This window comes from Brevundimonas sp. M20, assembly GCF_006547065.1.
Taxonomy (GTDB): Bacteria; Pseudomonadota; Alphaproteobacteria; order Caulobacterales; family Caulobacteraceae; genus Brevundimonas.
In genome coordinates this window covers 996982-1018951 of the sequence record NZ_CP041243.1, presented here as the reverse complement: position 1 = coordinate 1018951, position 21970 = coordinate 996982, and the positions used below count along the sequence as shown (strand labels likewise).

General features: G+C 66.7%; 13 protein-coding genes. 6 read left to right on the top strand and 7 right to left on the bottom strand.

Going from position 1 to position 21970, the window contains the following annotated elements; all coding sequences use genetic code 11:
* Positions 1-48 precede the first annotated feature (48 nt).
* Both FKQ52_RS04860 and FKQ52_RS04855 read right to left on the bottom strand, forming a co-directional pair.
* Positions 49-681 (bottom strand): 2-dehydro-3-deoxy-6-phosphogalactonate aldolase, encoded by a 633-nt coding sequence (locus tag FKQ52_RS04860; protein WP_141626140.1) that lies wholly within the window; start codon positions 679-681, stop codon positions 49-51.
* Complete coding sequence (locus FKQ52_RS04855; RefSeq protein WP_141626139.1) at positions 678-1559, bottom strand: 2-dehydro-3-deoxygalactonokinase; 882 nt, start codon at positions 1557-1559, stop codon at positions 678-680. The genes FKQ52_RS04860 and FKQ52_RS04855 overlap by 4 nt, the downstream gene beginning before the upstream one ends.
* A gap of 253 nt (positions 1560-1812) precedes the next feature.
* Between FKQ52_RS04855 and FKQ52_RS04850 the strand changes: the two genes are divergently transcribed.
* Positions 1813-4086, top strand: coding sequence for a sialidase family protein (locus FKQ52_RS04850; protein ID WP_141626138.1), 2274 nt, complete (start codon positions 1813-1815; stop codon positions 4084-4086).
* The gene (locus tag FKQ52_RS04845; RefSeq protein ID WP_141626137.1) at positions 4083-5717 is read left to right on the top strand and encodes an alpha-L-fucosidase; all 1635 of its coding nucleotides are present in this window, start codon (positions 4083-4085) and stop codon (positions 5715-5717) included. Before FKQ52_RS04850 ends, FKQ52_RS04845 begins: the two co-directional genes overlap by 4 nt.
* A 59-nt stretch (positions 5718-5776) precedes the next feature.
* Here the strand turns inward: FKQ52_RS04845 and FKQ52_RS04840 are convergent, their stop codons facing one another.
* The 4 genes from FKQ52_RS04840 to FKQ52_RS04825 all read right to left on the bottom strand — a co-directional run bounded on the left by FKQ52_RS04840 (position 5777) and on the right by FKQ52_RS04825 (position 15384).
* Complete coding sequence (locus tag FKQ52_RS04840) at positions 5777-7732, bottom strand: sialate O-acetylesterase (RefSeq protein WP_141626136.1); 1956 nt, start codon at positions 7730-7732, stop codon at positions 5777-5779.
* Positions 7733-7750: 18 nt separating this feature from the next.
* The gene (locus FKQ52_RS04835) at positions 7751-10678 is read right to left on the bottom strand and encodes a TIM-barrel domain-containing protein (RefSeq protein ID WP_141626135.1); all 2928 of its coding nucleotides are present in this window, start codon (positions 10676-10678) and stop codon (positions 7751-7753) included.
* 24 nt (positions 10679-10702) lie between these two features.
* Entirely contained in the window at positions 10703-12370 is a 1668-nt protein-coding gene (locus FKQ52_RS04830; protein WP_141626134.1) for a DUF5597 domain-containing protein, read from the bottom strand.
* Between the two features lie 68 nt (positions 12371-12438).
* A complete protein-coding gene (locus FKQ52_RS04825; RefSeq protein WP_240811742.1) occupies positions 12439-15384 on the bottom strand; it encodes a TonB-dependent receptor in 2946 nt (981 codons plus the stop codon).
* A 224-nt stretch (positions 15385-15608) separates the two neighbouring features.
* On the opposite strand from FKQ52_RS04825, the gene FKQ52_RS04820 reads away from it, so the two are divergent.
* A complete protein-coding gene (locus FKQ52_RS04820; protein ID WP_141626133.1) occupies positions 15609-17135 on the top strand; it encodes a tryptophan halogenase family protein in 1527 nt (508 codons plus the stop codon).
* On the top strand, positions 17132-18643 hold the full coding sequence (locus FKQ52_RS04815; RefSeq protein WP_141626132.1) for a tryptophan halogenase family protein: 1512 nt from the start codon (positions 17132-17134) through the stop codon (positions 18641-18643). Before FKQ52_RS04820 ends, FKQ52_RS04815 begins: the two co-directional genes overlap by 4 nt.
* A gap of 6 nt (positions 18644-18649) precedes the next feature.
* Here the strand turns inward: FKQ52_RS04815 and FKQ52_RS04810 are convergent, their stop codons facing one another.
* The gene (locus tag FKQ52_RS04810; protein ID WP_141626131.1) at positions 18650-20224 is read right to left on the bottom strand and encodes a sodium/sugar symporter; all 1575 of its coding nucleotides are present in this window, start codon (positions 20222-20224) and stop codon (positions 18650-18652) included.
* A 118-nt stretch (positions 20225-20342) separates the two neighbouring features.
* Between FKQ52_RS04810 and FKQ52_RS04805 the strand changes: the two genes are divergently transcribed.
* The gene (locus FKQ52_RS04805) at positions 20343-21113 is read left to right on the top strand and encodes an IclR family transcriptional regulator (protein WP_141626130.1); all 771 of its coding nucleotides are present in this window, start codon (positions 20343-20345) and stop codon (positions 21111-21113) included.
* Between the two features lie 107 nt (positions 21114-21220).
* Complete coding sequence (locus FKQ52_RS04800; protein WP_141626129.1) at positions 21221-21967, top strand: SDR family NAD(P)-dependent oxidoreductase; 747 nt, start codon at positions 21221-21223, stop codon at positions 21965-21967.
* Positions 21968-21970: the final 3 nt, after the last annotated feature.

The window sequence follows — 21970 nt, the reverse complement described above, 5'->3', positions numbered from 1 at the left end:
ACAGCCCTGCGACAGGCGCGGACTGCTACGCTCCCCGGACGGTCGAGGCTAGCCCTGCGTCGCGTTCCATGCGCTCACGAAGGCGCGCGCCCGCTCTCCGACATCCGATGCGGTCATGCCCGGTTTGAACAGCGCCCCACCGATGCCGAAGCCCGATGCGCCCGCCGCTTTCCAGCCCGCCAGATTGTCCGGCGTCACACCTCCGACAGCATAGAGTCGCTGATCCACCGGCAAGACCGCGCGCAAGGCCTTCAGCCCGGCCGGGCCGGCGATCTCGGACGGAAACAGCTTCAGCACCTGCGCCCCGGCCTTCAGCGCGGCGAACGCCTCGGTGGCGGTGAAGACGCCGGGCATGGACAGGGCGTCGACCGCGATGGTCTCGCGGATCACATCGGCGTCGGCGTTGGGGGAAATGATGATCTGGCCCCTCGCCTTGACGACATCCCGGACCGCACCGGGCGTCAGGACCGTGCCCGCGCCGACCACCGCGCGATCGCCAAGCGCCTCGCGCAGCAGGCGGATGCTCTCCAGCGGACGGGGCGAGTTCAGCGGCACCTCGAGGCAGGTGAAGCCCGCCGCCAGCAGGGCCTCGCCGACATCGACAGCGTCCTCCGGCGTCAGTCCGCGCAGGATGGCCACCAGAGGCAGGGCGTCGAGACGCTCCAGAATTTTCGCAGTCATCGCATCGCCTTCCACGTTCGCCACAGACCGGCGGCGGTGGCCGCATCCACGTCCGCGACCGCCACATCCCCAAGTCCGGCCAGCGCCAACGCCTGTCGATACCGGGTGACCAGCGCCGGGGCGCCGAGCAGGGCGATCCGCCCGGTCAGGCCCTCACGCGCCTCGCCCGCGATCTCGGCGCCGATCAACATGCCGGACAGGTAGTCCTGCAAACCCGTCGGCGCAACGCGCCCGGCCAGCATGCCGACACGGGTCCCGAACAGGCTTTGCCCCAGAGGACCGTCCTCCAGACCTGCCAGAACACCTGCCTCGAAGGCCGCGTCGTCGGTTCCGGCAACCCCGCCGACGAACGAAGGACTGACGCTCAGCGCGGCGAACAGTTCGCCGGTCATATGGGTGCTGAAATCGACGATGCGTCCGCTTTCCAGCCGCGCCCACTTGCTGTGGGTGCCCGGTGCAATGACGCGATCAAACCCGGCGTCCAGACCGAACAACTGGGTCTCTTCGCCGCGCATGACGTCGTCCAGACAGCCGTCACGCCACACCGCCACCCCGGGCAGAATGCGGACCTCGGGTGCATCGGCGGGCGTCACCGCATAACTGGCGATGTCGTCCAGACCGGCGGGACAGGGCGCATAGGGCGCCTCCAGCCACCGGCCACGCGCGCCCGCCATGCCGCAGACGATGACCGGCAAATCTTCCGCCAGCCAGTCGGCGGCGACTTCGGTCAGGACATCGGCGAACTGATGGGACGCCAAGGTCGAGGCTCCTCGCCCGTCCGCGCGGCGATCCAGAACTGTTCCCTCCGCGCCCATGCGGAAGACCCGCAGATTGCTGGACCCCCAGTCCACGCCGATCAGGGCTGTCGCTGTACTCATGATATCCGGACTAGCGGAAAAGGAACGGCGCGGCGATGACCGCCGCGCCGATTAAAGTTCACGGCCCGGAGCAATAGGGAGACCGCCGGACCGCCGCGAAGCCGCTGAGGGAAGGGCCGAAGGCTTTCCAGCCGGTCGACCTTTCAGCAGGGATCGCGTTTTCACCAATGCAAATATGCTTCATGGGTGACAAATCCGTCAAGGTCATTCTAGATAGCGCTAACATTCCGACACAGAAGCGGTTTGAGGGAACATGACGGACGGGAAACGCGGTTTCACACGGAGAGAGGCGGCCGCGTTCGCTGCGGCGACACCCCTGCTGGCGGGCGCGGCGCCGCCGGAGGCGCCCGCAGCCTATCGCTGGCGGAACGTGAAGGTCGGTGCGGGCGGCTTCATCCCCGGCATCGTCTTCAGCCGCGTCGAACGCGATCTGGCCTATGCCCGCTCCGACATGGGGGGCGCCTATCGCTGGGACTCCGGTCAGTCGCGCTGGCTGCCGCTGCAGGACGACACCCCGATCCCGAATGACTACGGCGTCGAGAGCATCGCGCCCGATCCGGTCGATGCGAATGTGGTTCACGCCGCCGTCGGCGTCAGCCGCCACGCCCCGGCGGCCATGCTGCGCTCGGAAGATCGCGGCACGACCTGGCGCCGCACGCCTGTCGACTTCCGCATGGGCGGCAATGAAGACGGACGCGGCCTGGGCGAACGTCTGGCCATCGACCCGAACGACACCCGCATCCTCTACTACGGCTCGCGCCATGACGGCTTGCAACGCAGCACCGACGGCGGGTTGAGCTGGCGACGGGTGAACAGCTTTCCCGTTCGCGGCCTTGGACCGGACCTGAACGGCCCCACGCACGGCGGACTGTCCTTTGTCATCTTCGACCCTGCCAGCGGAACCCCCGGCGCGGGCTCGCGCATCATTCTGGTCGGGGTAGCCGATCCCGGCGGGCCACGACTGTTCCGATCAACCGACGCAGGCGCCAGTTGGGCGGCGGTCGAAGGCGGCCCTCGCCCCGAGCTGTCCGCCGCCAAGGCGGAACTCGATGATCGTGGCGTCCTGTTCCTGACCTGCTGCCTCGGCATCGGCCCCAACGGCGTCAGCGACGGGCAGGTCTGGCGGCTGGATACGAAGACCGACCAATGGCGCGACATCACCCCGCCCCGTCCACTGGGCGGCTTCATGGGCGTGGCGATTGATCGGACCAAGCCGGGCGTCGTCATGGTCTCGACCATGAACCGCTGGCAGCCCGGCGACACCCTGTGGCGCTCGATCGACGACGGCCGCAGCTGGAACAGCCTCCGCGAACAGGCGCGTCGCGACGTCAGCGCCACCCCCTATCTCTACTGGGGCAATGACGAACCGGATTTCGGCTGGTGGCTGGCGGCCCTGGCCATAGACCCCTTCAACGGCGACCGGGCCGTCTATGCGACCGGCGCCACCGTCTACGCGACCATCAATCTGTCCGAGGCCGACCATCGCCGCGCGACCGACTGGACGCCCTGGGTCGAGGGGATAGAGCAGACGGCGGTTATCACCCTTGTCAGCCCCCCGACCGGACCGCACCTGCTGACCGGGTTCGGAGACATCTCCGGCTTCGCTCACGAAGATCTGGATCGATCACCGGACCTGCAATTCACCACCCCGGTCTTCGCCAACACCAACCAGATTGATTACGCCGGTCGCGCGCCGCAGATCGTGGTGCGCAGCGGCACCCCACACGAGGGGGTCGGATCGGACGGGCATGACGGCTCGACCATCGCCTGGTCGGAGGATGCCGGCCGCAGCTGGAAGCCTTTGGGGCGCCCCCGCCCGGCGGGGCCCGCAGAAGTCTCCAGCCATCCCCGGATGGACCTGTACCGGGATGCGCCGATCACGGTGACGGCCGACGGGTCGACCTTCGTGCTGGCCACGCCTCAGGTGATGTGGTCCGCCGACAGGGGCGTCGGCTGGCGGCCATCGCAAGGGCTGCCCCCACTGATGCGCCCGGTCGCCGACCGGGTCGATCCGGGCCTGCTGTATGCGCTCGACTTCTCGAACGGCGGCTGGTTCGTCAGCACGGACGGCGCGCGAAGCTTCGCGCAGATCGCCAGCCGGGGCCTGCCCGCTGATCTGAATCCCGACCGCGCCACCTGGCGGGAGCAGGCCTGGCCGCTGAAGGCCACGCCACGCCACGAGGGGGATCTGTGGTTCCTTTCGCAAAGTGGCCTGTTCCGCAGCCGCAACGCCGGACAGTCCTTCGACCGGATCGCGACGGACCTGTCGGTCGAGATGATGGACTTCGGTCGCTCGCCCCCCGGAAAGACCTACCCGGCCCTGTTCGCCATCGGCACGCGCGGCGACGTCCGGGGCGTGTGGCGCTCGGACGATGAGGGCGTCAGCTGGATCCGGGTCAATGACGCCCGGCATGAGTACGCCCGCCGCTTCCGAGCCATCGCGGGCGACCCACGCGTCTTCGGGCGGGTCTATGTCGCCACGGACGGTCGCGGCGTGGTCTATGGGGAACCGGAGGCGCAATCGTGAGCAGCACCCGTCGCAATCTTCTGAAGGCCGGCCTCGCCGCCTCGGCCCTTCCGGTGGCGGGCTGCGCGACGACCGGCGGCGCCGCGGGCTCCGGCCCGTTCAGGCCGACGTGGGACTCGCTGATCTCCGGCTATTCGACGCCGGACTGGTTCCGTGACGCCAAGCTGGGCCTGTGGGCGCACTGGGGGCCGCAGTGCGTGCCCGAGTTCGGCGACTGGTACGGCCGCCAGATGTATATCCAGGGCAATCCCTTCTACGAACATCACCTTCGGCACTACGGCCACCCCAGCGAGACCGGCTTCCTGAACATCATCGGCCAGTGGAAGGCCGACGCCTGGCAGCCGGAAGAACTGCTGGATCTCTTCCAGGCCGCCGGCGCCCGCTACGTCGTGGCGATGGCCCAGCACCACGATAACCTCGATCTCTTCGACTCGAAGCATCACGCCTGGAACAGCACCCGGGTCGGACCGGGCAAGGACATCGTCGGAACATGGGAGCGGCTGGTGCGTCAGCGCGGCCTGCGCTTCGGCGTCAGCAACCACGGCGCCCATGCCTGGCACTGGTGGCAGACGGCCTACGGCTACGACGCCGAGGGGCCGCGCGCCGGTCGCCGCTATGACGCCGCCACCCTGACCCGCGCCGACGGCGCCGGCAAATGGTGGTACGGGCTGGACCCGCAGGAGCTCTACACCGGCCCGACGTTCGCACCGCCCAACGGCATCAGCTCCATCGCCGAAATGAACGCCTGGCACGACGAACGGGACGGCCAGTGGATCGAGACCCCGCCCGAGAACAACCCCGCCTTCACCCGGTCATGGGTGGCCCGCCAGCGCGATCTCGTCGACCGGTACAAGCCGGACCTCGTCTATTTCGACAACTACGGCCTGCCGCTGGGTCAGCATGGGCTGGACGCCACCGCTTATCTCTACAACGCCTCGCTGGAGTGGCGTGGCGAACTGCCGGTCGTGAACGGCAAGCGGCTGGAACCCCGACAGCGGCGCGGCATCGTCGAGACCGTCGAACGCGGTTTCAACGACGCCCTGATGCCCGAGCCCTGGCAGACCGACACCTGCATCGGTGACTGGCACTACAACCGCAGCCGCTTCGAGCATCACAGCTATGTTCCGGCGAAGAGCGTGGTGCAGCGGCTGTGCGACGTGGTGTCCAAGAACGGCAACCTGCTGCTCAGCATCCCGATGCGCGGCGACGGCTCAATAGACGCCGATGAGCGCGCCATCCTCGGCGATCTGGCGGCCTGGGTCCGGGTCAACGGCGAGGCTATCTTCGAAAGCCGTCCCTGGCGCATGTACGGCGAAGGCCCCACGGCGGTGGCGGCGGGCATGCACGGCGAGGGCGGCGCCCGGCCGTGGACCTCCGGGGACATCCGCTTCACCACCCGCGCGGGCATCCTCTACGCGCTCGCTCTGGACTGGCCCGAGGACGGCAAGGTCCGCATCCGCGCTCTCGGTCGTCAGGCGCTGGAAGGCCGTGCGGTAGAACGGGTCGAGCTGGTCGGCGGCGGCGCCCTGCCCTTCAGCCAGACAGCGGAGGGACTGGTGATCGACCTGCCCTCGGACCGCCCCGTGGCCTTCGTCCCCGCCTTCCGCATTCGCGGGGCCGGGCTGGTCTGAACGAAAAGGGCCGGACGGGATCTCTCCCGCCCGGCCCGCTGTCTGATGGGGATCGCCGCTTAGCGAACCGGCAGCTCGAACGGGACGGCCGGCAGATTGTCCGGGCCGTACAGGTTGCAGACCGGGCTGTCGGCCCAGCAGAACCGCACGAAGCTGGCTTGCGGCGCGTTCAGCCACACCGTTGAGCCCTGAACCGTCCCCGGCGTGAAGCGGCAGGCCTTGTCCTGATCACAGACCTCGAAACCGACCGCGTCGGTCGCACTGAGCGTCACCAGCCCCGTGCCCGCATGGGCGAAGTCGATGCGGATGCGGTCGCCCTCGCGCACGGCGCTGACCGGCGAAGGCGAGCGGGCGACGGTCATGTCTCCCGCCAGGCGACGGGCCTCGAGCGAGAGGCGGCGACCGACTTCGCGCTTGTTGGTCGGATGGATGTCGTAGCGGTCGCCGATGTCGATGGCGACGGCGAGGCCCGCGTGTGGATCGGCCTCGACCACCTGACGCTGGACGTCCCGCAGGTCGGCCCAGGCCGAGGCGTGCGGCTCACTCCACGCCGGGCCGAAATTGGCCAACTGGACGACGAGGAAGGCGGCGTCCGGATTCTCGAACCGGGCGCGCCAGTCCGCCATGAGACCGGTCAGCAGACGGCTGTAGCCGACCGGATCGTTGACGTTCGACTCGCCTTGGTACCAGGCGAAGCCGGTCAGGGCGTAGGGACCAATCCCGGCGACCATGCCGTTATAGAGGGTGGTCGTGCCGCTGCCGCCGATCCACGGCACGCGCGGCGGTCCGGGCAGGCTGCCCAGCGCCGCGGAGGTCTGGAAGCGCCACGGAGCCGCCAGCGAGACGATCGAGCCGTCGGCCAGCTCGATCCGCTTGGTCTCCGCCGGTCCCCACATGCCGCCGCCGCCGCCGAGGTCGAGCGCGCCGACCGCGATGACGTTGCGGCCCGGACGCAGGACGCCCGCCGGAATGACGTAGTCGCGCGGGGTATCCCAGCCCTGCATGCCGCCGATGCGGTGACCGTTGACGAAGACGACGTCCATGTCGTCAACGGGCCCGAGGCTGATCTTCGCCTCGCCCCGCGCCTGCGCGCGGGTCAGCTGGATCGAGGTGCGATACCAGCCGGTGCCGTCATAGTTGCCGAGGGCCGGGCCGTCGGTCTCCCAGAAGCCTTCCGGCTTGGCCAGTTTCCAGCCGCTGTCGTCAAAGCGGGCGTCGGACCACGGGACGGTCTCCTTCAGCCCCGGATCGTTGGCGCGCCACCACTGTTCGGAAATCCGGTTCCAGTGCGCCGTGCCGGTCTCGGGCGAAGTCGCATAGGCGGACAGGAGGTCCAGCGTCTCGGCGTAGTCCCCCGCCTGACGCAGGGACGCTTCACTCAACCAATCCTCGATGATCGAGCCACCCCAGGAGGCCGAGATCAGGCCGATCGGCACCTGTTGGGCGCGCCGAAGTTCCTGTCCCATGAAGTAGCAGGCAGCGCCGAAGTTCGGGGTGCTGGCCGGGCCGGAGGCCTGCCAGACACTGCCCGCCGGCAGCCCGGTTTCATCGACGCGGGCCTCGCTACGGCGGTTGACCAGCAGCAGGCGCATCTGGGGATCGGTCGAGTTGGCGACCTCGGTCTCGGCGTTGGTCACCTGACGCAGACCGAACTCCATGTTCGACTGACCCGAGCACAGCCAGACATCGCCGATCAGGATGTCGTTCAGGGTCTGGGTCTGTCCACCGGACTGCGCCGACAGAACGTAGGGGCCGCCCGCCGCCGGGGGCGCGACGTTCGCGCGCCAGCGACCGTCTTCACCAGCGGTCGCCTGCGTGCTGTTCTGTCCGAGCGTGACCGAGACGGTCGCCCCCGGCCGGGCACGCCCCCAGACCGGAACCGGGCCGCCGCGTTGCAGGACGGCGTGGTCCTGAAACACATCAGCCATCAGGGGCGCGGTCGTCGGCGTCTGGGCATGAGCCGCCCCCGCCGCCAGCATGAAAGCGAGAGCCAGCGACCCCGAACGTAGCATCATGACCTGTCTTCCCTCGGACTAGCGGCGGCGAACCTGAACGGCCGCGCCGGTGTACTCGACGACCTGCGCATTGGCCGCGTCCCAGTCCAGAGCGGAACGGTTCGTCCCGTTGATGAAGCGAACGCGGAAGGTGCGGTTCGCCGCCATGCCCGGGTACGAACCCTCGCGCGCGCCGATGGTCAGGACGCCCGAACGCTGGTCCCAACGCAGCGGGATTCGCGAGAACTCGCCCCGCTCGTAGCCGTAGGTCGTGCCTGCGTCGTCATACAGATCGAAGCTGCCGTCGGCGCCCTGATAGACGGTCAGGGTGATCGGGCCATCCAGCTTCTCGGCGGTGTGCTGCACCTGCGGGCCGGTTGGCAGGATCGAGCCGGCGCGGACATAGACCGGGATGCGGTCCAGCGGCGCCTCGACGGTCACCTCGCGTCCGCCGGTCTGCTTGCGGCCGGTGTACAGGTCATACCAGTCAGCCCCAGCCGGGAAATAGACGCTGCGGCTGCGGGCCCGGTACTGGTGCACCGGCGCGACCATCAGGGACGGGCCAAGGAGGTACTGGTCGTTGATGTCCAGCACCTTGTGGTCAGCGGCGAAGTCCATGGCCAGACCGCGCATGATGGTGCCGTCGCGGTGCCAGCTGTCGCCCGCCAGGGTGTAGATGTAGGGCATCAGGCGATAGCGCAGGCGCATCTGGTCGCCGAAGGCGGCGTACAGATCGGTGCCCGGCTCGGCCAGATTGTAAACCTCGCGCAGCGGGAACTCGCCGTGCGAACGGAAGATCGGCGAGAAGGCGCCGAACTGGAACCAGCGCAGGTTCAACTCCTCCCATTCGGCCTTGTCTTCGGGCTTCATCCCGGCCGGATTGGAGTAGCGCGCCTCGACCGCGAAGCCGCCGATGTCGTGGGTCCAGTTGGGCAGGCCCGACAGACCCGCGTTGACGCCCGCCGACACCTGCTCGCGCAGGTCGTCCCAGCGCGCCACGACGTCGCCCGACCACAGGGTCGAACCGGTGCGCTGCAGACCGCCCCAGGCCGAGCGGGTCAGGATGTAGGTGCGGGTGTCCGGCTGCTCGGCGCGGAAGCGCTGATAGACGCCCTCGGCATTGACCAGCGGATAGGAGTTGAAGACCAGCGCGCCCGGACCGGCGGCGGTCGGTCCCATGCGCAGGGTGCGCTCGGGGATATCGAGGTTGGAGTGCATGTCCGGCTCGACCGAATCCAGCCACCAGCCGTCGAAGCCCATACCCTTGAAGCTGTCGGAAATCTGACGCCAGTACAGGTCCCGCGCCGCAGGCAGATAGGGGTCGTAGAAGCTGTTCGCATAGCCCGGCCCGACCCAGTCCCTCGCCCCCATGTCCACGTTGCGCGTGTACATGCCGCCGATGGCCTCAAGCTCCTTGTAGTGCTCGGTCGTCGGATAGAATTTCGGCCAGACCGAGATGATGATGTTGGCGTTCATGTCGTGAACGTCGCGCACCATCTGCGCCGGATCAGGGAAACGGGCGCTGTCGAACTCGTGCGAGCCCCAGGCGTTCTCCGGCCAGTAGAACCAGTCCTGCACCACGTTATCGATCGGCAGGTTCAGTTCACGATAGCGGCGGACGGTGTCCACAACCTCGGCCTGGGTGTTGTAGCGCTGGCGGCTCTGCCAGAAGCCATAGGCCCAGCGCGGCAGCATGACGGCCTTGCCGGTCAGGCCGCGATAGCCGGCCTGCACCTGATCCAAGTTCTCACCACGGATGAAATAGTAGTCCAGGTCCGTCCCGGCCTGCGACCACAGCGACAGGGCCTGCTGGTCCTGCTCGGCCTGCGGGTCGAGGTGGCGCAGGGCGATGTAGCCGTCGCCGGGGATCCATTCGACCTTGATCGACACCTGACGGTTCGCCGGCAGCTCGACCTCGAAATCGTGGAACCACGGGTTCCAGTTCTGGCGCCAGCGGTCAATACGCAGCTCGCCGTCGATCCAGACGCGGGCGTAGTTGGACGAGTAGAGCTTGAATTTGTGCAGCCCCGCATGCGGGGTCTCGATGGTGCCTTCCCAGGTGACGCGGACGCCCTCCTGCCCCGAGCGCCCCATGTCACCGACCTGCACCGGCTGGGCAGGCTGGGCCTTGAAGCCTTCGGGCCAGCGCTGCTGGTCACGGATGAACTCGTAGTTCACCTCGTGCTCCTGCCGTTGAACCTTCAGTTCGTCATTCTGGAAATAGCTGGCGGTCAGACCGCCGAAGCGGCCCGTGGCGTCGCGGAGGATCAGGCGTTGATCCAGCATCCCGTACTCGCGGGGATCACCGAAACGGGTGATCGAGTTGTTGTCCCACAGCAGGCCGTAGCCGCCGGTCGAGGCGACGAAGGGAATGCCCACGTCGATGTTGTGCTGGGCCAGTTCAACGTCATGGCCGCGATAGTTGGCGACGCCTTGCTGGTGCTGTCCCAGGCCGTAGAAGGCGTCATCGGCGCCCGGTTCGAACACCTGACGGACGGTGTTGTAGCGGTGCGAACCCGTCTGATCCTCAATGGTGACCGGGGCGATTTCCCGGCCGTTCACGCGCTCGGCGAGGATCACCTGCCCCGAAGGATCGAGGAACCTCACGGCGCCGGTGGTCAGCGTCACCTCGGCGGTGACTTCGGCGGCCTTCACCAGCACCACGTCCGCGCGCTGCTCGACGGTGAAGCCGGTGGTCTGCGGGGTGGCCGTGACCATCAGGCTGGCCGGAGCCTCGAAGCTGTCATCGGGCGAGGCGGTGACACGGATGGTGCGCGGTCCATAGACCTGAAGACGCACGGCTCTCGCCTCACCGCTCGACGGAACGACGATGACGCCGTCGGGCAGGCGCTGGACGCGCTCGGTCGAGACCGACTGCACCATCGGCGAGGCGACGGCCCAGACCGGCGCCGCTGCGGCCAGAACAAGCGCCATCGCGGCGGATTTCAGGAGACGGGCGTGGGTCATGGCAAACACTCGTAACGTCGTCGGTCAGTAGGTGGCGGTGACCACGCGCAGCAGGCGCGGACGGTCGGTGAAGTTCAGGCCGTAGTCCGTCTGGTCGCCGTTCCAGATGCGTTCGAACACCCAGTTCTGGCGCTCGTCGAAATGGCCTTCCTCGATGCGCAGCACCATTCGGCGCTTCCCGTCGGTCGAGGGCTTGGCGTTGAAATCGACGCGGACGCGATAGCCGGTGACGATGAACTCACCGGGCGAGATTTCGGCGAAGACGGCGCCGCCACCGGGCGTCTCGGTGCCCGGCACCACGTCCTGCGGTCCGAGCCAGGTCCATTCGGGCTGACCGAACTGCCAGCGGCGATAGCCGACAGTGGCGGTCCACGCACCCAGATCGACCGTCTGCGAGCTGCGGTCGTCCGGCTCGGACACCCCGCGCACCTTGCCTTCCCACGACAGGCGGGCCCAGACCCGCTGCCAGGGGGCGATGACCCGATAGACGTCGCGCAACGGCGTCAGTGTCTCCTCGGTGACTTCCTGAGCGCCGAGCGGATAGTTGGCATAGCCGGTGTAGTCGATGCCGAACGGCGAGTAGCCGAGGCCGCCACGTCCGAGCACCGAAAAAAGGAAGCGGGCGTACTGCACGTCATTGCCGGTCTCGGCCACGAACAGCGCATTGTCGGCCCGTCCATAGCGGTCGAGGTGAGCCTCGTAGGTCCGCGAGGGGCGGTCGTAGATATCGGGCGACAGGAAGTCGATGGCGGGCGCGGCGGCCTGCCAGACCTCGATCACATTCCAGGTCGGCCCGCCGGAGGCATAGCTGTCGGGGGCCTGATGCTCGACGGGATTGCGCAGTGCCGCGTTGACATACATCGGCAGCGGATAGACCGCCTTCCCGGCCGCGGCGATCTCGCCGACGTAGGAGCCGATAGCCCAGGCGTGAAAGAACTCGTCGGCGTCATCACCGAAAACCTGACGCCAGGTTCCGGGCGCCTTGCCAAGACGCGTCAGCAGGGCCTGCGGCACAGGGCCGTCGAACAGCGCCTGCGCTTCGGGACCGTAGTCGCGGACCGAACCATAGGTGCCGGTCTCGTTCTCAGGCTGGACCATGATCACCGTATGCCGGTCGCCGTCGATGCGACGCAGGTGGGTCATCAGGGCGACGAAAGCGCGTTTGTCGGCCTCAAGCGTCGTGCGTGAGTGCGGCGACATCGCATAGGACGCCGTGCCGTCCTGACGGGTCAGCAGCGGGAAGCGCTCGGGGTTCAGCTTGACCCAGGCCGGCGCGTATTTCGGCGCGGTGTTCTTCCAGGTGGCGAACCACAGCAGGACCAGACGCACATTGTTGCGGCGCGCCTCGGCCACGACGTGATCGACGAAGCTGAAGTCAAACTGTCCCTCGACCGGTTCGATCTGCTCCCAGCCGATCGGCACCTGAACGGTGTTGGCTCCGATGAAATTCACCGCGGGCCAGGCTTCGGCCAGTGGAGCCGGATAGTTGGAGGAGTTGTTGACCTGCGCGCCCAGGATGGTGAACGGCGCGCCGTCCACGATCAGGGCATGGCGGCCGTCCTGATTCAGCACATGCGGGATCGCGGCCTCGCCCCGCGCCGACGTCTGCCCCTGGGCGGCGGCTCCGATCGTCAGTGCGAGGCATCCCGCGAGAAAGGCCAGCGCGCGCGGCCGGGCGTTCACAAAACTCACCCCAGTCTCTCCGGTCTACCAATCGAAGGGAGGAGAGAGGGGGCGAAGCCCCCTCTCTCGCAGTCGCCCTAGAAGGCGGCGCGCAGAACGATCGCGACGCGACGATCCGTATCCACCCAGTTGTAGGGCGGCTTGCGGGTCTCGTTGCCCACCTTCAGCACGGTCCGTTCGTTGAGGATATTGGTCGACTGCAGACCGATCTTCAGATCATCATTGATGTTGTAGAAGATCGAGCCGTCCAGCTGGCCATAGTCGCTGGCCCAGACCGGCGCGTTCACGTTCGCGGCCGAGGTGGTCAGCAGATATTCTTCACGCCAGTTGTAGGCCAGTCGGGCGGAGATTCCGTACCGCTCGTACAACAGGGCCGCGTTGTAGCTGGTGCGCGACATGCCTTCGAGCGGCAGGGCGTCAGCGGAGGCCGTGTTCTGCAAGGGATCCAGCACGTTCTGGCTGGTGTTGCGACCACCATTGCTGTCGATGAAGGTGAAGTTGCCCTGCACCCCGAAGCCGCCCATCCAGCCCGGCAGGAAATCGAAGAACTGCTGATAGGCCAGCTCGAACCCGTCGACAGTGCCTTCATCCCCGTTGACGTAGCGCGTCATCAGGAAGTCGTAGGTGACGCCGCCGTTGGTGTACGACTGGGTCTCGGTCCCGGTGAAGATGTAGTCGGTGATGTCCTTGTGGAACACCGCCAGGGTCACACTGCCGGTCGGAGCGAAATACCATTCAAGGCTGAGGTCGTAGTTGGTCGCCTTGATCGGATCGAGCGCCGGGTTGCCGCCGACGCCGGTGAAGGGCGCGACGTCATCCAGGGTGTAGCCGTCGGCCTCGAAATTGATCGACAGGTTGGTGAACGGCTGCAGCTGGTACATCTCAGGCCGCACCATGGCGCGCGACACGGCGAAGCGCGCCTGCAGATCATCACGCAGGAAGACGCGCAGGTTCAGGCTGGGAAGGACGTCCGTATAGCTGTGATCGACGCTCGCGCCGTCCAGCGAGCCGCCGGTCGAGAAGGCGACGGCGCGGTTGAAGGCCGTACAATCGGCCGTCGGGTTACCGACGGGCGGGCACGCCCCGGAGATCACCGGCAGGGTGGTGATGGTGTTCGTTTGCGTATTGGTCCGCACGATACGAACGCCGACGTTACCGTCGAAGCGCCGACCGAACATCGACTCGTCTCCGCCGAACCGGGCGTAGATATAGCCGGCCTGTGTTTCCTCGGTCAGCTCGGTGATGCCGCCGTTGCCGCCGCCCAGGCGATAGCTCTCATAGTCGTCCGAAAGCGGCGTCCAGCCCCAGCCGGAGCTCTGGGTGTTGCGCAGGATATCATAGGCATTCGCCGTGCCGCCGCTGACCAGCGCCGCGGTGGGGAACCAGGCCACGCCCGGAACCGGCGCGTCGCCACGGAAGAAGTTGGTGAACGAGAACAGCTCGGACGAAGCCGGCAGGCGCGGATCGACCGTGCCGCCCGGATAGCCGGTGTCGTCCAGATAGACGACCGCTCCCCCACCGTTGCCCCAGTACTGGTTGGACAGAAGCCCCCAGTTATAGCCGGTCTGGCGGTTGATGTAGTTCTTCTCGGTGCCGCGCACACCCATCGCGACCGACTTCCAGAATCCATCCGGATTCTCGAAGGTGTAGGTGGCGTCCAGACGACCGGCGAGTTCGTCGGCCTCATTGTCCTCGATGTGATCCATCGCCGCCGCCCACCAGTAGGTCGACTGATCGGTCGGCGTGCCGCCCGTGGAGGTGACCGTCGGCAGGTCGCCGTCGATGGTGATCGTCAGATCGGGGCGGTTCTCCAGCTGGGTGAAGGCCGTCATCGAGTAGATTTCGGCCGTCGACTTCACATACTGCAGGTCGCCGGTGACCGACCATGGCGAGTTCGGCGTGTACTGGAAGCCGACCGAGACCTCGCCGGTCCGCTTGGTGTCGTCGCCGACACGCGTATCGGTGTTGTAGTTGGCTTGGGGAACAGTACCGCCAATGAAGACGTCGTCTTCATTGTAGCGGTAGGTGGAGTTGGGTGAGAGAATGCTCTCGGTGCCGAGCGCGCGCTCGATATTGTAGGCATCCGCCTGCGATCCGAGAGCCTGGAAGGTGAAGAGCAGGTCGGCATTCGGACGCCACTGCGCCGCCAGAGCGACCGCGGTGCGCTCCTGCTCCCAGTCGATGGTCCGCCAGCCCAGATACTTGGGCACATAGACCGTGTCGCCCGCGACCCGTCCGTCCGAAGCGTTGCCGGCGTCCAGCACAACCGGATCATAGCGGTCCACCGAGATCGAGTCGGTGCGGTTGCCCACGTTCGAAACACTGATGTTGGCCAGCAGGCCGATCTCGCCGATGCCGGTGTCCCAGCGGTTCGACCCGATCATGCTGCCCGACCAGAAGCCGCGCTCCGACAGGTCGCCGTAGTTGTAGTCGGTGTTCACCGCCAGCAGATGGCCGCGGTTATCGAACGGAACCCGCGTGCGCAGGTTGATCGTACCGGCGATGCCGCCCTCAATCATGTTGGCGGCCACGTTCTTGTAGACGTCCACGCCGGCGAGCAGGTCGGCCGAGACATCCTCGAAGCTCAGCCCACGGCCGTTGGACGCCGAAAAGATGTCGCGCCCGTTGGTTTCGGACCGAACCCACGACAGGCCGCGAACGAACACGCCGCCGCCTTCGGCCGCCAGACGGGCGGGGTCACGGGCGGCGTTGGTGCGCTGAAGGGTCACGCCGGACACGCGTTGCAGCGCCTCGGACACGGAACGGTCCGGCAGCGCGCCGATGTCCACCGCGGTGATCGAATCCACGATCACTTCGGAATCCTGCTTGATGGACTGGGCGCTCTGCAGCTGCGCGCGAATGCCGGTAACCACGACCTCGTCCAGCTGGGCCGCGTCCTCATCCGGATCCTGGGCCGCGGGCGCGGTTTGCGCCAGGGCGCTCATGGGCGTCAGCGCCACGAGACTGAACAGTGACGCGCCACACAGCAGGGCCGCGCGGCCGTTACGCTTGATATGGGACAAGGTTGTCGTCCTTCCTGCATGCGCCAGCCGCTTTAGCGGTCTTGAGCGCGGTCCTCCCCGAGACGAAACAGAGCCTGAAACACCCCGCCGTCATTTCAAGGATGCACGGAGTTTCACGCGTTGAAAAGTAAATTCTGTTAGCGCTACCATTTCTCCGGCTTGCGTGACGCGGTCTCCATGGCGTTCAGTGTCCCGAAGCTGGCGTCAGACTGGCCGGAGGAAACATGGGCGATACCGATCCCCGCATCACGAGCGTTCTCATCGTCGGTGGGGGCACCGCAGGCTGGATGGCGGCGGCGGCCCTGTCCCGCGCTTTCGGCGACCTGCCTGAACCGGGCAGGCCGGTCATCCGTCTGGTCGAGTCCGATGCGATCGGCACCGTCGGCGTCGGCGAGGCCACCATCCCCCCGATACGGCAGTTCAACCGCTCCATTGGTCTGGACGAAGCCGACTTCATGGCCAGCACGGGGGCGACGCCGAAACTGGGTATCGCCTTCCACGATTGGATGGGGAGCGGCTCCCGCTATTTCCACGGCTTCGGCGACCATGGACCGGACGTTCAGGGCCAGCCCTACCGGCAGCACCTGTTCAGGCTGAAGGCGGAGGGCCGCCTGTCCAGTCTTGATCCCTGGTCCGTCCCCGCAGTGATGGCCGAAAGCGGACGATTCGGCCCGCCAGTTTCCGATCCCCGCTCCATCCTGTCCGCCTATTCCTACGCCTATCATTTCGACGCGGGACTGTTCGCCAAGCGTCTGTCCGCCTTGGCCCAGACCGCTGGTGTCGCGCGGGTGGAGGGACGGATCAGCGATGTCGAGGCCGCCGACGGACGGGTGCAGGCGATCCGGCTGGAGGACGGGCGGCGCCTAGAAGCCGATCTGTTCATCGACTGCTCTGGCTTCCGCGGCCTGCTGATCGAGGGTGCGTTGCAGGCAGGCTATGAGGACTGGAGCCGTTGGCTTCCGTGTGATCGGGCCATCGCCCTGCCGACCTCCGCCAGTCGTCCGCCAGACCTCTACACGACCGCCCGCGCCGCCTCGGCGGGCTGGTGCTGGCGCATTCCGCTGCAACATCGGGTGGGCAACGGCTACGTCTATTCGAGCGCCTTCATCAATGACGACGACGCGCTCGATGAACTTGTGAACGGGCTTGAGGCCCCGGCCGAGGCTGAACCGAACCGGCTGCGTTTCGTAACCGGTCGCCGCCGCGCGGCGTGGAAGGGCAATGTGGTCGCTCTGGGGCTGGCGTCGGGCTTCCTCGAGCCGCTGGAGTCGACCAGCATCAACCTGATCCAGACCGGCATCGGGCGGTTGCTGGAGCTCTTCCCTGATCGGGAGTTCGATCCGGCGCTGATCGCCGAATACAACCGCCGTACCGAGCTGGAGTGGATCGGGGTGCGGGACTTCATCATCGCGCACTACCATCTGGCGGGGCGAACCGAAGGCGCGCTCTGGGCCCACTGCCGCGAGACCGCGCCTCCGGACAGTCTGGCGGAACGGCTGGAGCTGTTCCGGGCCCGTGGCGAGATTGACCCCAGTCACTACGATTCCTTCCGCGAGGCCAGCTGGACCTCGGTCCTGACCGGGCTGGACGTCTGGCCGCGCAAGGTTGCGCCGCAGGTCTCCGCGCTCGACCTCGACGTCGTGGAGCGTCAGGCCTTGAAAATCTCCGAGCTTATCGCCCGGGCGACCGCCACCCTGCCTGACCGGCTCGAATTTCTCCGTGGCGTCCAGATGAAGACCGAGGCGAGATGAGCACACCTCCTGAGCCGATCCGGAAAGTCCTGATTGTCGGCGGGGGAACCGCCGGCTGGATGACCGCCGCCGCACTGTCTCACGTGCTGCGCGGAGCCGTACAGGTCGAGCTGGTCGAATCCGAAGCCATCGGCACGGTGGGCGTCGGAGAGGCGACCATTCCGCCGATCCTGCTTTTCAACGCCTTGCTCGGAATCGACGAGAACGAATTCCTGCGCGAGACCCAAGCGACCTACAAGCTTGGCATCCAGTTCCAGGACTGGTTCCGAAAGGGTCACGCCTATTTCCATCCGTTCGGCCAGTATGGCTCCCGCGTCGGGGCCGCGTCCTTCCATCAGTACTGGCTCCGTCTCCAAGCGGCCGGGCTGGACGACGATCTGGACGCCTACTCGGCGCCGGCGATGGCCGCCCGTCTGGGCCGCTTCGCCCGCCCGCAGGGCGATCCGCGATCCATCAACGCCGCGATGGCCTACGCCTTCCACTTTGACGCCTCCCTGTATGCGCGCTTTCTGCGGGGGCGCGCCGAGCGGGCCGGCGTTGTCAGGCATGAGGGCCGTATCGCTGATGTCCGGATGGCCCCCAACGGCGACATCGGCGCGGTGGCGCTGGAGGACGGGCGTGTTCTGGACGCCGATTTCTTCATCGACTGTTCGGGCTTCCGCGGCCTTCTGATCGAAGGCGCGCTGAAGACGGGTTACGAGGACTGGACTCACTGGCTCCCCTGCGACCGGGCCGTCGCCCTGCCTTGCGCGCGGGTCGAACCGCCGACGCCCTACACCCGCTCCACAGCGCTGGAGGCCGGCTGGCGCTGGCGCATCCCCCTCCAGCACCGCACCGGCAACGGCTATGTCTATTGCAGCGAGCACATCAGCGATGACGAGGCGCTGGCCCGGCTTCGCGGGTCCATCGACGGCGAATGTCTTGCCGATCCCAACCTACTGCGCTTCCACACCGGGCGACGCAAGAAGGCCTGGAACCGGAACTGTCTGGCGATCGGCCTGTCCTCCGGTTTCCTGGAGCCGCTGGAGTCGACCAGCATTCACCTGATCCAGACCGGCATCACACGTCTGTTGCTCAGTTTCCCTGACACGGCGTTTTCGCAGCCCGACATCGACAACTACAATCACCTGTCACAGCTGGAGTACGAGCGGGTCCGTGATTTCGTCGTGCTTCACTACAAGGCCACCGAGCGCACCGACACGCCCCTGTGGCGTCAGGTCGGCGCCATGGAGATACCGGACAGTCTGCGCCGGAAGATGGAGCTGTTCCGGAGCCGCGGGCGGGTCTTCCGTTTCGAGGATGAGCTGTTCCAGGACACCAGCTGGATCGCGGTGCTTCTGGGCCAGGGCGTGAGGCCGGAGCGTCACGACCCGATCACCGAGGTCATGCCGCTGGAGGCCACCCGCGATCACCTGCACCGAATGCGGGCGTTGATCCGTGACGGTGTCGAGCGCATGCCGACCCATGATGACTTCATTCGGGGCGCGGTGCAGGCCGCGCCCCGCTGAGGTTCGTCACCACCAGATCGAATAGACCGCGATCAGGAACGCGATGACGCCGAGCGCCGCGATGTTGAAGCCCATGGTCGTCTTGTAGCTGACACCCGCGAAGCTGATCGGCAGGGTGGTCTCCCTCTGCGGCGCGATGAACGACACCAGGATCGCCGCCAGCAGCGAGGCGATGAAGACCACGCCCACGCGGTTCATGAACGGCATGGTGAAGATATCTGCCGATTGCAGCCACCAGAAGACGCCCGACAGCACCACCGACAGGATGGCCCCGGTCAGGGCGCCGGCCTGCGACGCCCTCGGCCAGAACATGCCCAGCATGAAGATCACCACGATGCCCGGGGTGAAGAAGCCGGTGAACTCCTGAATGTACTGGAAACCCTGCTCGAAGCCGCCAAGCAGCGGACGGGCGGCGATCACGCCGACGACCATGGCCACCACCGCCGCGATCCGGCCGACCGTGACCAGTTGCTTCTCGGACGCGCCCTTGTTGGCCTTGGCGTAGAGGTCCAGCGTGAAGATGGTGGCGATGGAGTTGATCTTGGACGCCAGCGAGGCGACCACCGCGGCCATCAGGGCGGCGAAGACGATGCCCTTCAGCCCGATGGGCAGCAGGTTCATCATCGTCGGATAGGCCTGATCCGGCTTGGGCAGGCCGGGCGCCAGGATCAGCGCCGCCATGCCCGGGAGCACCACGATCACCGGCATCAGCAGCTTCAGATAGGCGGCGAAGGCGATGCCCTTCTGGGCCTCCTGCACCGACTTGGCCGCCAGCGCCCGCTGGATGATGTATTGGTTGAAGCCCCAGTAGCTCAGATTCATGATCCACATCCCGCCCAAGATGACGGAGAGGCCCGGCAGGTCCTTGAAGTAGGGGCTGTCAGGCGAGAGGATCATGTCGAACTTCTCGGGGAACTCGGTCGTCAGACGGCTGAACCCGCCCAGTACGCCCGCGTCGCCGCCGATCTGGCCCAGTGCGATGAAGCCGATGATCAGGCCGCCGGCGACCAACAGGGTCACCTGCACGATGTCCGTCAGGGCCACGGCCTTCAGACCGCCCCACAGTTGATAGGCCAGGGCGAAGACGCCGATGGCGACGATGGCCCACATCTGGTCCATGCCGGTCACCGTGGTCACGGCGATCGAGCCCAGCCACAGGATCGAGGTCACGTTCACGAAGACGTAGAGAACCAGCCAGAAGCCGGCCATCACGTTGCGGATCGTCGTGCCGTACCGCTGCTCGAGGAACTGCGGCATGGTGTAGATGTTGTTGGCGAGGAAGATCGGCAGGAACCACTTGCCGACAATCAGCAGGGTCAGGGCCGCCATCCACTCATAGGAGGCGATAGCCAGACCGATCAGGTAGCCCGAACCCGACATGCCGATGATCTGCTCGGCCGAGATGTTGGCGGCGATCAGCGAGGCGCCGATGGCCCACCAGGGCAGAGCCTTGGACGCCAGGAAGTAGTCGGTCGAGTTCTTCTGCGCGCCCCCCTTGTCGCGGGACACCCACTGGGCGAGAGCGAAAATGAACACCGCATAGATTGCGAGCAGGATCAGGTCGATCGGCGCCAGCGTCATGGTATCGTCTCCCCCGGCCGTCTTCGGCTCGAAGGTCCGACGCTAGGTTCAATTTTCACAATCGGCAATCGCTTTTACAGGTGATAACAATATGGCATTGGCGACTGAGGGAGATTCCATGCTGGACAGCGTTGACGACGAAAGCCGCAAATACCGCGCCCCGGCGTTGGAAAAGGGGCTGGACGTTCTCGAGCTGCTGTCCCAGCACGGCGCGCCCCTGACGCCGTCGCAGATGTCGGCCATGCTGGGCCGTTCGGTCAGCGAGCTGTTCCGGATGATCCAGGTGCTGGAGTTCCGCGGCTATATCGAACCGACGACGTCCGGTTATCGACTGACCAACCGGCTGTTTGCCCTCGGCATCGCCCACGGCCCGGCCAAGGATCTGGTCGAGGCCGCCCTGCCCCACATGCGCGAGCTGGCCGATTCGACCGTGCAGTCCTGCCACCTCGTGGTCCGCTCGGATGACCAGATCGTCGTCGTCGCCCGCATCGAGGCGCCCGGCGACCTCGGCTACTCGGTCCGTATCGGCTATCGCCGCAGCATTCTGGAAGCCACCTCAGGCCTGCTGTTCTATGGCTTCGCCGGCGAGCGGATGCAGGCGCATATGCGTGAGACCCTGTCCGCCCGGTATGGCAAGAAACGCGTGGCCGACTATATCGCCGCCGCCGAAGCCGCCGCAGCCGAGGGACACGCCGAGCGCCCGAGCGACTTCGTGAAGGGGGTCACCGATCTGGTCGCCCCGATCATCGGCGCCGAAGGCATTCTGGCCACCCTGATCACGCCCTACATCGAGCGGACCCCCGCCGTCGGCTCGATCACCGACTCGGTCGAGCAACTGCAACGCGCGGCGGCGGCGATCTCGAGTGAAATGGGACATTCCGCGAGCTGACGCCCGATCCGGCGTTGACGAAAGCCTCCCTCGGCGTCATTTTTTACGCACAAAAATCAAGCCAAGAATAAAACCTTGGATGTGGCCCTTTGGGCGGCGGGAGCGAGATGGCGATCTATCCGGACCTCGAAGGCGCGACGGTCATCGTGACCGGCGGCGCCGGCGGCATCGGCGAGGCGATCACCCGCGCCTTCGTGGCGCAGGGCGCGCGCGTCGGCGTTCTGGACCTTGATAACCCTCGCGGCGAGTCGTTGGCCAAGGCCCTGTCTCCCTCGGTCGAGTTCGTCCGCTGCGACGTGACAGATATCCCGGCGCTCAGGGCCGCCATCGAACAGGTCCGCGCCCGTTTCGGCCCCATCGGCATCCTGATCAACAACGCAGCCCACGACGAGCGCCACGCCACCCTCGAGGTGACGGAAGAGTACTGGGATGGCCGCGTGGCCGTGAACCTGAAGCACCAGTTCTTCGCCTCCCAGGCCGTGCTGCCCGACATGATCGGCTCGAAGAAGGGCTCAATCGTCAACCTGGGTTCCTGCTCGTGGATCATCGGCCAGGGCGGCATGCCCGCCTACACCGCCTCAAAGTCCGCCGTGCTGGGCCTGACCCGCTCGCTGGCCCGCGACTTCGGCGAGCATGGCGTGCGCGTGAACGCCGTGGCTCCCGGCTGGATCATGACGGAGCGCCAGCTCGAGCTCTGGGTCACCCCGGAGACCGAGAAGGAAATCTACGCCAACCAGTGCATCAAACGCCCGCTGGTCCCGGACGACATCGCCCGCGTGGTGGTCTTCCTGTCCTCGGATGATGCCTCGGCGATCACCAACCAACACTACGTCGTCGACGGCGGCTGGAACTGACTG